This window comes from Pectobacterium versatile (assembly GCF_003932035.1).
Lineage (GTDB): Bacteria > Pseudomonadota > Gammaproteobacteria > Enterobacterales > Enterobacteriaceae > Pectobacterium > Pectobacterium versatile.
Genome location: NZ_CP034276.1, coordinates 3,488,453 through 3,501,295 on the forward strand (window position 1 = coordinate 3,488,453; position 12,843 = coordinate 3,501,295).

Below are 12,843 nucleotides of genomic sequence, written 5' to 3' on the forward strand. Positions count from 1 at the left end.
ATCTCTATCCGGCAGCCTTGTGCTGCCGGATTCTTTTTCCTACAAACCCTGACATATCTTCCATAATTCCTTCATTTTTGTCCGGCATCCCTTGTTTAAACTAGTAAAATAAGGCCATTGGTCTAATAACGTGCTGGGTATGACAGCCAACGCACATGCAGCGTGAAGTATGCGGCTACGCCGTGCTTCCCGTGCAACCTGGAGAGAGTAATCCATCACTATGAATGCCAAACGTATCCGAGGCCTGCTGGTACTTGCCGCCGTTATCGCTATTGCCGTACTGATCTGGCGCCATTTTACCCAGACACCACCTGCCGCCTCTGGCACGAGTGAACAGCATGCCGCCCGTACGTCACATTCGGGAAGCAACAGCAATGGCGGTGGACGCCGCGCTGCTATGCGCACGTTGGCCCCTGTGCAGGCTGCGATGACGCAATCCGCTTCCGTGCCCTATTATCTGTCCGGCTTAGGCACCGTGACGGCAGCCAACACCGTGACGCTGCGCAGCCGGGTGAACGGTCAGTTGATGGCGCTCCACTTTCAGGAAGGGCAACAGGTTAAGGCTGGCGAGCTGTTGGCGGAAATCGACCCGCGTCCTTTTCAGGTTGAGCTGACGCAGGCTCAGGGACAGTTGGCAAAAGATCGGGCCGTGCTGGCTAATGCCCAACAGGATTTAGCACGCTATCAGCAACTGGTGAAAACCAACCTGATCTCCCGTCAGGAGCTGGATGCGCAGACCGCCGCCGTTCGTCAGGCGGAGGGCACGCTAAAAGCCGATGAAGGTGCCGTCGCCAGCGCACAGCTCCAGTTGGATTACAGCAAAATCACCGCCCCTATCAGCGGTCGGATCGGCTTAAAACAGGTCGATGTGGGGAATTACATCACCAGCGGCGACACCAATGGGATTGTCGTGATTACACAGACCTATCCTATCGATGTGGTCTTTACCGTACCGGAAGCGGAAATCTCCACGATTCTGAGTGCGCAGAAATCAGGTCAGCCGCCGGTGGTAGAAGCCTGGGATCGCGCTAATCAAACGAAACTCTCACAGGGCATCCTGCTGAGCATGGACAACCAGATCGACACCACCACGGGCACGATCAAGCTCAAGGCGCGTTTTGACAATCTGGACGATGCGCTGTTTCCGAACCAGTTTGTGAATATCCGCATGAAGGTCGACACGCTGAAAAATGCCGTTGTCGCGCCGTCCGCCGCCGTACAAATGGGCAATGAAGGCCGCTTTGTCTGGATTCTGAATGATAAAAATGAAGTGAGTAAGCGTCAGGTTACCACCAGCATTCAGTACGGCCAGTTGGTTGTGGTGACCGCCGGGCTGGACGCCAATGTTCAGGTTGTGACTGACGGTATCGACCGCCTGACCGAAGGCGCGAAAGTGGAAGTCATTCCCTCAGCGTTGACGGAGAAAACGCCCGCAATCGCTGGAGAGAAATCCTGATGCAGGATACCGTTCCAGCCAGCGGCGGTGGCCCGTCGCGCCTGTTTATCCTGCGTCCGGTCGCCACGACGCTGCTGATGATCGCCATTCTGCTCGCCGGTATTATCGGCTATCGGGCACTGCCAGTGTCCGCACTGCCCGAAGTCGATTATCCGACGATTCAGGTCATTACCCTGTATCCCGGTGCCAGCCCCGACGTGGTGACCTCGGCGATTACCGCGCCGCTGGAACGGCAGTTCGGCCAGATGTCTGGACTAAAACAGATGTCGACGCAGAGCGCAGGCGGCGCATCCGTTATCACGCTTCAATTCCAGCTTGAGCTATCGCTGGACGTCGCCGAACAGGATGTGCAGGCCGCTATCAATGCGGCCAGCAACCTGCTACCTAACGATCTGCCCTATCCACCGACCTACAGCAAGGTAAATCCAGCAGATCCGCCGATTATGACGCTGGCCGTCACCTCCAGCACCATGTCGATGACACAGGTGCAGGACATGGTGGACAACCGCATCGCGCAGAAAATCTCACAGGTGGCGGGCGTCGGTCTGGTGTCATTAGCCGGTGGCCAACGTCCGGCAGTGCGGGTAAGGCTGAACGCCCCTGCGCTGGCGGCGTACGGCCTAACCAGCGAAACGATCCGCACCGCCATTACCGCCGCCAACGTGAATTCCGCCAAAGGGAGTCTGGATGGTCCAACGCGCTCGGTCACGCTCTCCGCCAACGATCAAATGAAATCCGTTGATGACTACCGCAAGCTAATTGTTGCGTGGAAAAATGGCGCGCCAGTGCGGCTTCAGGATGTCGCGACTATCGAACAGGCCGCCGAGAATATTCATCTCGGTGCCTGGGCGAATCGGCAGCAGGCGATCATTATCAACGTTCAGCGCCAGCCGGGTGCCAACGTCATCACGACTACGGACAGCATTAGCAAGATGCTGCCTGCGCTAAAAGCCAGCCTGCCGAACTCTGTCGAAGTCACCACGCTGACTGATCGCACCACCAGCATTCGCGCCTCGGTGAAAGACGTCCAGTTTGAGCTGCTGCTGGCTATCGCGCTGGTCGTGATGGTGATTTACCTGTTCTTGCGTAACGCCGTCGCTACGCTGATCCCCAGCATTGCCGTGCCGCTGTCGCTGATTGGCACCTTTGCCGCCATGTACTTTCTCGGTTTCTCCATCAACAACCTGACGCTCATGGCGCTCACCATCGCCACTGGTTTCGTGGTGGATGATGCCATCGTAGTGATTGAAAACATCGCCCGCTATATCGAAAAAGGAGAGAAACCGCTTAACGCAGCGTTGAAAGGCGCGGGAGAAATTGGCTTCACCATTATCTCTCTGACCTTCTCGCTCATCGCGGTGCTGATCCCGCTGCTGTTTATGGGCGATATCGTCGGACGCTTGTTCCGCGAATTCGCCGTCACGCTGGCGGTATCTATTCTGATTTCCGCCGTCGTTTCGCTCACGCTGACGCCCATGATGTGCGCACGAATGCTGAGCCATCAGTCACTGCGTAAACAGAACCGCTTTACCCGCGCCAGCGAACGTTTCTTCACTCGCCTGATTGATGCCTACGGCGTCTGGCTGCGCAAGGTGCTGAATCATCCGTGGCTGACACTCAGCGTCGCACTCGGTACGTTGCTGCTAACAGTTTTGCTCTATATCTGGATCCCGAAAGGCTTCTTCCCGATACAGGATAACGGCATCATTCAGGGCACCGTGCAGGCACCGCAGACGGTCTCGTTCAGCAATATGGCCGACCGCCAGCAGCGCGTCGCATCCATCATCATGAAAGATCCGACGGTGGAAAGCGTGTCCTCGTTCATCGGTGTTGACGGCACAAACGCCGCGCTGAACAGCGGCCGACTGCAAATCAACCTGAAACCGCTCAGTGAACGCAGCGAACGTATTCCAGAGATCATCAGTCGTCTGCAACAGCAAACTGCCCAGATCCCCGGCATTCAGCTGTATCTGCAACCGGTGCAGGATCTCACCATCGACACCCAGATTAGCCGCACGCAATACCAGTTTACGTTGCAGGCGATGTCGCTGGACGAGCTGAGCGAGTGGGTGCCAAAGCTGATGACCGAGTTGAAAAAGCTACCGCAGCTAGAGGATGTCAGTAGCGACTGGCAAGACGGCGCAGCGGTCGCCTACGTCAACGTGAACCGCGACAGCGCCAGCCGTCTGGGTATTACAATGTCACAGGTCGATAGCGCGCTGTACAACGCCTTTGGTCAGCGACTGGTTTCCACCATCTATACGCAGGCCAGCCAGTATCGCGTGGTGCTGGAGCACGATACGACCAACAACACCGGTCTGGACGCGCTGAACGACGTGCGCCTCATCAGCAGCGACGGCGGGACCATTCCGCTCAGCAGCATTGCCACCATTGAAGAACGTCAGGGGCCGTTGGCAATCAACCATATCGATCAGTTCCCGTCGACGACAATCTCCTTCAACGTCGCTAAAGGCTATGCGCTGGGCGAAGCCATTGATGCCATCACGCAGGCCGAGCAGCAGATGAACCTGCCTGCGGATATCACCACTCGTTTTCAGGGCAGTACGCTGGCGTTCCAGTCGGCACTGAGCAGCACCGTGTGGCTCATCGTGGCGGCGATTGTCGCGATGTACATTGTGCTTGGCGTGCTATACGAGAGCTTTATTCACCCGATCACCATCTTGTCTACGCTGCCAACGGCGGGCGTCGGCGCACTACTGGCGCTCATGATGGCGGGGAATGAGCTGGATGTGATCGCCATTATCGGGATCATTTTGCTCATCGGGATCGTGAAGAAAAACGCCATCATGATGATCGACTTCGCGCTGGCGGCGGAGCGAGAACAGGGCATGAAACCGTATGACGCGATTTATCAGGCCTGTCTGCTGCGTTTCCGGCCGATTTTGATGACCACGATGGCGGCGCTGCTGAGTGCGCTGCCGCTGATGCTGAGTACTGGCGTCGGCGCAGAACTGCGCCAGCCGCTGGGGATCTGTATGGTCGGCGGCCTGATCATGAGCCAAGTCCTGACGCTGTTTACCACACCGGTGATCTACCTGCTGTTTGATCGTCTGGCGACGCGATTCCGCCGTGCGCCACGTCAGGAGGAAGAAACCGAGTGAAGTTCTTCGCCCTGTTCATCCACCGCCCCGTCGCCACCCTGCTGCTGACGCTGGCCATCGCGCTCTGTGGCGTATTAGGTTTCCGCCTGTTGCCGGTGTCGCCGCTGCCGCAGGTAGATTTTCCGGTGATCTCGGTCAGCGCCTCGCTGCCCGGTGCCTCACCGGAAACCATGGCCTCTGCCGTCGCCACGCCGCTGGAGCGGGCACTTGGCAGGATAGCGGGCGTCAGCGAAATGACCTCCACCAGCTCGCTCGGCAGCACGCGCGTTATTCTGGTATTTAATCTCGACAGGGATATCAACGGTGCGGCGCGTGATGTGCAGGCAGCCATTAACGCGGCACAGAATCTGTTGCCGTCCGGCATGTCTAGCCGCCCGACCTACCGCAAAGTCAATCCGTCCGATGCCCCCGTCATGATTCTGACGCTGACCTCGGACACCTACAGTCAGGGACAGCTGTACGACTTTGCCTCTACCCAGCTGTCGCAGAAAATTTCGCAGATGGAAGGCGTTGGCGATGTCTCCATCGGCGGGAGTTCGCTGCCTGCCGTGCGCGTCGCGCTGAATCCGGTGGCGCTGTTTAATCAGGGGATTTCCCTCGATGAGGTGCGGCAGGCTATCGCGCAGGCGAACGTGCGCCAGCCGCTAGGGAACGTGGAAAACAGCCAGAAAAGCTGGCAGATACAAACCAACGATGAACTCAAAACCGCCGATGCCTACGCGCCGCTGATTATCCACTACAACAACGGGGCCGCCGTCCGCCTGAGCGACGTCGCCACGGTAGAAGATTCGGTGCAGAACTCCCGTAACGCAGGGATGGCGAACTCGAAGCCTGCGATTCTGGTGATGATTCGCCGCGCGCCGGATGCCAACATTATCACCACGGTAGACAATATCCGCGCCGCGATGCCGGAACTGCGCGCCAGCCTGCCCGCCGAAATACAGCTGGACGTCGCACAGGATCGTTCACCCACCATTCGCGCCTCGCTGGCGGAGGTCGAGCAATCGCTGATTATCGCCGTCGCGCTGGTTATTCTGGTCGTCTTTCTGTTCCTGCGTTCAGCCCGTGCAACCGCCATTCCAGCGCTGGCCGTCCCGGTGTCGCTTATCGGCACTTTCGCGGCCATGTATCTGTGCGGTTTTAGTCTGAACAACCTGTCGCTGATGGCGCTTACCATTGCCACCGGTTTCGTGGTGGATGACGCCATCGTGGTGCTGGAGAATATTTCCCGCCACATCGAAGCCGGCATGAAGCCGCTACAGGCCTCGCTTCAGGGCGTACGCGAAGTGGGATTTACCGTCTTATCGATGAGTCTGTCGCTGGTTGCGGTGTTCATCCCGCTCCTGCTGATGGACGGGCTACCGGGGCGATTATTCCGCGAATTTGCCGTCACGCTGTCGGTAGCGATCATGATTTCGCTGCTGATCTCGCTGACGCTGACGCCGATGCTGTGCGCCCGCCTGCTACGTGCCGTTCCCAAACGCAGTCAGCCGCGCACCCGTGGTTTTAATCGTGTATTGCTCGCCATGCAGCAAGGCTACGGGCGCTCGCTGAAATGGGTGCTCAACCATGCGCGCTGGGTGTTGCTGCTCCTGCTGGGCACCATCGCGCTCAACGTCTGGCTGTACATCAGCATTCCCAAGACCTTCTTCCCAGAGCAGGACACGGGCCGATTGATGGGCTTCATTCAGGCCGACCAGAGCATTTCTTTTCAGGCTATGACGGTGAAACTCCAGAACTTCATGACCATTGTCAGCAGCGATCCTGCGGTGGATAACGTGAACGGGTTTACCGGCGGATCGCGCACCAACAGCGGGTCGATGTTTATCTCACTTAAGCCGCTGTCCGAACGTGATGTATCGGCACAGCAGGTGATCAGTCGCCTGCGCGTCAAGCTGGCAAAAGAACCCGGTGCCAACCTGTTTTTAATGCCGGTGCAGGATATTCGTATCGGCGGGCGGGAATCGAGCGCGGGATACCAGTACACGCTGCTGTCTGACGATTTGAGCGAGCTGCGCACCTGGGAACCCAAGATTCGTGCTGCTTTCAGCAAACTCCCTGAGCTGGCCGACGTGAATTCCGATCAGCAGGATAAAGGCGCGGAAATGGCGCTCACCTACGATCGTGATGCGATGGCGCAGCTCGGCATCAGCGTTTCTGCCGCTAACGCACTGCTCAATAACGCCTTCGGACAGCGTCAGATTTCAACCATTTACCAGCCGCTAAACCAATACAAGGTGGTGATGGAAGTGGACGACGCCTACACGCAGGATGTCAGTTCACTCAACAAGATGTTCGTGATCAATAACGAAGGTAAGCCCATCCCGCTCTCTTATTTCGCCAGTTGGAAGCCGATCAATGCACCGCTGTCGGTGAACCATCAGGGGCTGTCCGCCGCCTCGACGATCTCTTTTAACCTGCCGGAAGGCACCGATCTTTCCAGCGCGACGGCAGCGATAGAAAGAACCATGACGTCGCTGGGCGTGCCGTCAGCGGTACGCGGTCAATTCTCCGGTACCGCACAGGCGTTCCAGCAGTCGCAGTCTTCCCAACTGTTGCTGATTCTGGCGGCGATTATCACCGTGTATATCGTGCTGGGCGTGCTGTATGAGAGCTATGTGCACCCGCTGACGATTCTGTCTACCCTGCCCTCGGCGGGCGTAGGCGCGCTGCTGGCGCTGGAGTGGTTCGGCGCACCGTTTAGTCTGGTGGCGCTAATTGGCATCATGCTGCTGATTGGGATCGTGAAGAAGAACGCGATCATGATGGTGGATTTTGCGCTGGTGGCACAACGCAGCGGCGGGTTGAGCGCACAGGACGCCATTTTTCAGGCCTGCCTACTGCGTTTCCGCCCGATTATGATGACCACGTTAGCCGCGCTGTTTGGCGCCCTGCCGCTGGTGTTGACCAGCGGTGATGGTGCCGAGCTGCGCCAACCGCTCGGCATCACAATTGTCGGCGGGCTGGTGATGAGCCAAATCCTCACGCTGTATACCACTCCGGTGGTGTATCTGTTTTTCGACAAGCTGAGGAATATTCGGCGCAAAGCACCGGAGAAGGATTTGTCACTATCGTGACGGAACATGAGTAACGGTAAAGATCTAATAACATGCTATTTCCGGTGAGGTTTCGTGCGCTTAACTCGCAACGTACTCCCGCCAAACAGCCTGGGTTCACAGGGCGGCGGCGACTGAGCGCCCCTGTGTCGTGCGCATACGGAAAGCATGCAGAGAAAAACAAATGTTAAGCGCACGAAACCTCTCCGAGATAATAATATTCGTGCTTTGAGAGCACCATGCGAAATGTGAGGACACCACCAACTATGCCGAATATATCCAACAATCCAGAGGGTCATGAAAGATGACCCAACCAGCCTCCGTCCGCTGGCAGCTCTGGATTGTTGCCTTTGGCTTTTTTATGCAGACGCTGGATACCACCATCGTGAATACCGCGCTGCCTTCGATGGCCGCGAGTCTGAATGAAAGCCCGCTGCATATGCATTCGGTGATTGTTTCCTATGTGCTGACCGTCGCGGTGATGCTGCCCGCCAGCGGCTGGCTAGCGGACCGCATCGGCGTGAAGAACATCTTTTTCGCCGCAATTCTGCTGTTTACGCTCGGGTCGCTGCTGTGCGCCCGTTCGGAGACGCTGAACGAACTGCTGATTTCACGCGTCATTCAGGGCGTCGGCGGTGCGATGATGGTGCCGGTAGGCCGCCTGACAGTGATGAAGATCGTCCCACGCGATCAGTATATGGCGGCAATGACATTCGTGACGCTACCCGGCCAGATTGGCCCATTAATGGGGCCCGCGCTCGGCGGCTTTCTGGTGGAATATGCCAGTTGGCACTGGATTTTCCTCATCAACCTGCCAGTCGGCATTATCGGCGCGCTGGCAACCTGGTTCCTGATGCCCAATTACACCATGCGCACCCAACGCTTCGATATCAGCGGCTTCCTCTGGCTTGCCGTCGGCATGGCCACACTAACATTGGCGCTGGACGGCAACCGCAGTCTGGGGATTCCGCCGATTGCCATTTTCGCCCTGATCGCCGTCGGGCTGATCGCACTATTGAGCTATTGGCTGCACGCCCGTCACAACAAACGGGCGCTGTTTAACCTGCATCTGTTCGACACATCCACCTTTTCTATCGGCCTGACAGGCGGGCTATTGGCCCGCATCGGCAGCGGCATGTTGCCGTTTATGACGCCGCTGTTTTTACAGTTGGGAATGGGGTTTTCTCCGTTCCACGCCGGGCTGATGATGGTGCCAATGGTGCTAGGCAGCATGGGAATGAAGCGGATCGTGGTGCAGGTCGTCAACCGATTCGGCTACCGCCGCGTGCTGATTACCTCCACGCTGTTGCTGGCGCTGATCACGGCGCTGTTTGCACTGGTTGCGCTAATGAAATGGATCTGGATGATCCCGATTGTGCTGTTCTTCCTCGGCACGGTGAACGCCGTTCGCTTCTCCACCATGAACACGCTGACGTTGAAGGATCTGCCGGATACGCTCGCCAGCGGCGGCAATAGCCTGCTGTCGATGACCATGCAGCTGTCCACCAGCCTCGGCGTCAGCATCGCAGGCATTTTGCTGGGGATGTTTTCTCAGCCGCACATGGCGGCGGGAGGCGCGGAAACACATACAGTGTTTATTTACACCTATCTCAGCATGATCGTTATCATCGCCCTGCCGGTGTTGATTTTTAATCGCGTGCCAATGGACAGCGTCAAGCAGTCAACGCTGCCGCGTAAATCGTGAGGTCGTCATGAAATTCGGAATCACCGCTAAACTGTTTCTCGCGATTTTCGCCACCTGCATGCTGGTGCTGATTACCATGCACTGGGGTGTGCGCGCCAGCTTCGAGCGCGGCTTTATCGACTACATTAAGCGCGGCAACGAACAACGGGTCACGCAACTGCGCGATGCACTGGCGGAGCAATATCAGCAGCACGGCAATTGGTCATTCCTGCGTAACAATGAGCGCATGGTGTTCAAGATGCTGCACTCGATGGATCAGAACAACGATACCGACAACAGCATGCAAGGATGGCGAGTCCGCCTTTGGGTGCTGGATACCGGTAAGCGCAAGCTGTTCGGTTCTCCTGCGCCGATTCCCAATGAAGGCACCTGGCAGCCGATTGAGGTGCAAAACCAAACGGTCGGCTGGATTGTCGCCTCGCCCGTTGAACGCCTGACCCGCAACGCCGATATCAGTTTCGATCAACAGCAACAGCGCACCAGTTGGCTGATTGTCGCACTCTCGACACTGCTCGCGATTATCGCCACCTGGCTCACCGCACGTGGCCTGCTCGCGCCCGTCAAGCGACTGGTCAACGGCGTGCACAGTTTGGCATCGGGGGATTTCAGTACGCGGGTGACGGCAAGCTCGCACGACGAACTGGGCAGGCTGGCACAGGATTTCAACCAGCTTGCCATCACGCTGGAAAAAAATGAGCAGTCCCGTCGCGCGTTTATAGCCGATGTCTCTCACGAGTTGAGAACGCCGCTGGCGGTGCTGCGTGGCGAACTGGAAGCCTTGCAGGATGGCGTACGTAAACCCGACTCGAATTCTCTGCATTCGCTCCAGTCTGAAGTCGCGACGCTGACCAAACTGGTGGACGATCTGCATCAGCTCACCCTGTCCGATCGCGGGGCGCTGGCCTACCGCAAAACGGCAGTGGACGTGGTGCAAATTCTGCATATTGCTATCGCCGCGTTTCATGAGCGTTTCCAGAAAAAGCAGATTACGCTCACCACCACTTTACCGACTCAGGCTAGCGTCTTTGGTGACCCAGACCGGCTCAGCCAGCTATTTAATAACCTGCTGGAAAACAGCCTGCGCTACACGGATGAGCAGGGGCAGTTGACCATTACGGTGGTTCAGCAGCATAAACGCTGGGCGATTATCTGGCAGGACAGCGCCCCCGGCGTGACCGACGAGCAGCTCACGCTGATTTTCGAGCGTTTTTACCGTGCAGAAAGTTCGCGCAACCGCGCCAGCGGCGGCTCTGGGCTGGGGCTGGCTATCTGCAATAATATCGTTGAGGCACATAGCGGACGGCTGTATGCTGAACATTCGCCGTTAGGGGGAGTGATGATTACTATTGAGCTTCCATCTCACCTCCTGGATTAAGCGCCACTCACGACACCAAAAATAAGCAGAGCTATGACAACCGCACCCGATTTCGCTATGGCATCACCGATTCTAATCGTCGAAGATGAGCCCAAATTGGGGCAACTGCTGGTGGATTACCTTCAGGCAGCGGACTATGCCACGCACTGGCTGCCCAACGGCAACGATGTCGTCGAGTGGGTGCGGCAGCATTCTCCTTCCCTCATTTTGCTGGATTTAATGCTGCCGGGCTGCGACGGCCTGACGCTCTGTCGCACCATCCGCCAGTTCTCCAACGTGCCGATTATCATGGTCACCGCCCGCATCGAAGAGATCGATCGCCTGCTGGGTCTGGAAATTGGTGCCGACGACTACATTTGCAAACCCTTCAGTCCGCGCGAAGTGGTCGTGCGCGTCAGAACGCTGCTGCGCCGCTGCGGCTGGCAAAATGACGGGCTGAAAGCCGCAGAGAAAACCGAAACGGCCCTGTTGATTGATAAAAGCGGTTTTCAGGCCAGCTATCTGGGGCAGAATCTCGACCTCACACCAGCAGAGTTTCGCCTGCTCAAGACGCTCTCCACCGAGCCGGGCAAGGTGTTTTCTCGCGAGGCGCTGCTGGATAAGCTCTACGACGATTATCGCGTCGTGACCGACCGCACCATCGATAGCCACATCAAAAACCTGCGTCGCAAGCTGGAACAGCTGGACGAAGAGACCTCATTTATCCGCACGGTATACGGCATCGGCTATCGCTGGGAAGCCGCGCCCTGTAATGAGGTATAACACCAACCGCCTTATGATGTTATGGAGACCATGTTGAACGGACCAGACCCTGATAACCGCTACCCCATGGCCGGTTTCCCCCAAGTGTGTTTCATCAAGAATGTTGTCACCAACCCGAATATTGAAATTGGCGACTACACCTATTATGACGATCCCGATGGTGCGGAAAATTTCGAGCAAAATGTGCTCTACCACTATCCGTTTCTCGGCGATAAATTAATCATCGGTAAGTTTTGTGCTATCGCGCGTGGCGCAAAATTTATCATGAACGGGGCCAATCATCGGCTTTCCGGCTTGTCTACCTACCCGTTTCAGATTTTTGGCAACGGCTGGGAGAAAGTGACGCCCAAGCCCGGCGATCTGCCTTACAAAGGTGATACCCTCATCGGCAATGATGTCTGGATTGGCTATGACGCGCTGATCATGCCCGGCATCCGCATTGGAAATGGCGCCATCATTGCGTCACGCGCCGTGGTCACCGCCGATGTGCCCGCTTATACGGTCGTTGGCGGCAATCCGGCCCAAATCCTTAAATCCCGTTTTGCGCCGGACGTCATCGATGCACTGGAAACGCTGCGCTGGTGGGACTGGCCGATAGAAAAAATCACGCGTCATCTGGAAGCCCTCGCGGCTGGCGATATTGCGGCGCTGCAAGCTGGCCATCTGTCAGAGTAACCGTCTTCCGTTCCACATGAATCATTCCACACGAAGAAGAGGCTTTCACGCTAATGACTGCGCTATTTTCCGAAACCACCCGAATCAAGACGCCTCGCCTGCTGCTACGTCCGCTCTATCGTGATGATGCACCTGCGCTGTTCGCCTTTATGTCCGACCCGGTTGTGATGCGTTTCTGGAACCACCCGCCCTGGCAACACATCGAGCAGGCGCACGACGCGATTGACGAACACTGGAGCGCGCTGTGTGCCGGTCAATACATGAAGCTGGGTCTGGAAGTCAAAGAGAGCGGCGAGCTGATCGGCACCTGCGTGCTGTTCAACCTTGAGATTGAGTCTAAACGCGCCGAAATCGGCTACTGTCTGGCAGCGAGTGCGCAAGGCAAAGGTTATATGGCAGAGGCGCTCTCTGCGCTGCGGGATTTTGCCTTTGAAACGGCGGGCCTAAGCCGACTGGAAGCCGAAATCGATCCCCGCAATGTGGCCTCAGCCCGCTCGCTGGAACGGCTGGGATTCACGCAGGAAGGGCTGTTAAAGCAGCGGTGGATCGTGGACGGCGAGGTGTCCGACTCTGCGCTATACGGCCTGCTGGCGGCTAAGCGTTAGCGACCCCCTTCCTATGCTGGTCAAAAATACTGTCTGACTTAATGAAAATTTTGTCATTTTCTCTTTTTCCAAGGCTGTTACTCTTTT

The 12,843-nt window shown here is 57.1% G+C and carries 8 protein-coding genes; all 8 read left to right on the forward strand.

Going from position 1 to position 12,843, the window contains the following annotated elements; genetic code table 11:
* Positions 1-220: 220 nt before the first annotated feature.
* The 8 genes from EIP93_RS15845 (at position 221) to EIP93_RS15880 (ending at position 12,756) form a co-directional block, all read left to right on the forward strand.
* On the forward strand, positions 221-1,456 hold the full coding sequence (locus EIP93_RS15845; protein ID WP_125232957.1) for an MdtA/MuxA family multidrug efflux RND transporter periplasmic adaptor subunit: 1,236 nt from the start codon (positions 221-223) through the stop codon (positions 1,454-1,456).
* Positions 1,456-4,578 (forward strand): MdtB/MuxB family multidrug efflux RND transporter permease subunit, encoded by a 3,123-nt coding sequence (locus tag EIP93_RS15850; protein WP_125232958.1) that lies wholly within the window; start codon positions 1,456-1,458, stop codon positions 4,576-4,578. Before EIP93_RS15845 ends, EIP93_RS15850 begins: the two co-directional genes overlap by 1 nt.
* Positions 4,575-7,655, forward strand: a complete 3,081-nt coding sequence (mdtC, locus tag EIP93_RS15855; protein WP_125232959.1) for a multidrug efflux RND transporter permease subunit MdtC — start codon at positions 4,575-4,577, stop codon at positions 7,653-7,655. Before EIP93_RS15850 ends, mdtC begins: the two co-directional genes overlap by 4 nt.
* A 283-nt stretch (positions 7,656-7,938) precedes the next feature.
* Complete coding sequence (mdtD, locus tag EIP93_RS15860) at positions 7,939-9,339, forward strand: MFS transporter (protein ID WP_125232960.1); 1,401 nt, start codon at positions 7,939-7,941, stop codon at positions 9,337-9,339.
* A gap of 7 nt (positions 9,340-9,346) precedes the next feature.
* Positions 9,347-10,714, forward strand: coding sequence for an envelope stress sensor histidine kinase BaeS (gene baeS, locus EIP93_RS15865; protein ID WP_125232961.1), 1,368 nt, complete (start codon positions 9,347-9,349; stop codon positions 10,712-10,714).
* Between the two features lie 33 nt (positions 10,715-10,747).
* Positions 10,748-11,476: an envelope stress response regulator BaeR gene (gene baeR, locus EIP93_RS15870; protein WP_116362382.1), complete on the forward strand. Its 729-nt coding sequence runs from the start codon at positions 10,748-10,750 to the stop codon at positions 11,474-11,476.
* Between the two features lie 30 nt (positions 11,477-11,506).
* Entirely contained in the window at positions 11,507-12,151 is a 645-nt protein-coding gene (locus EIP93_RS15875; protein WP_404826223.1) for a Vat family streptogramin A O-acetyltransferase, read from the forward strand.
* A gap of 53 nt (positions 12,152-12,204) precedes the next feature.
* Positions 12,205-12,756, forward strand: a complete 552-nt coding sequence (locus tag EIP93_RS15880; RefSeq protein WP_103862490.1) for a GNAT family N-acetyltransferase — start codon at positions 12,205-12,207, stop codon at positions 12,754-12,756.
* Positions 12,757-12,843 lie beyond the last annotated feature (87 nt).

Coding starts and splice junctions, on each gene's coding strand:
- EIP93_RS15880 (WP_103862490.1), top strand. CDS start 12,205: ATGACTGCGCTATTTTCCGAAACCACCCGAATCAAGACGCCTCGCCTG.
- baeR (WP_116362382.1), top strand. CDS start 10,748: ATGACAACCGCACCCGATTTCGCTATGGCATCACCGATTCTAATCGTC.
- EIP93_RS15845 (WP_125232957.1), top strand. CDS start 221: ATGAATGCCAAACGTATCCGAGGCCTGCTGGTACTTGCCGCCGTTATC.
- baeS (WP_125232961.1), top strand. CDS start 9,347: ATGAAATTCGGAATCACCGCTAAACTGTTTCTCGCGATTTTCGCCACC.
- EIP93_RS15850 (WP_125232958.1), top strand. CDS start 1,456: ATGCAGGATACCGTTCCAGCCAGCGGCGGTGGCCCGTCGCGCCTGTTT.
- mdtD (WP_125232960.1), top strand. CDS start 7,939: ATGACCCAACCAGCCTCCGTCCGCTGGCAGCTCTGGATTGTTGCCTTT.
- EIP93_RS15875 (WP_404826223.1), top strand. CDS start 11,507: ATGTTGAACGGACCAGACCCTGATAACCGCTACCCCATGGCCGGTTTC.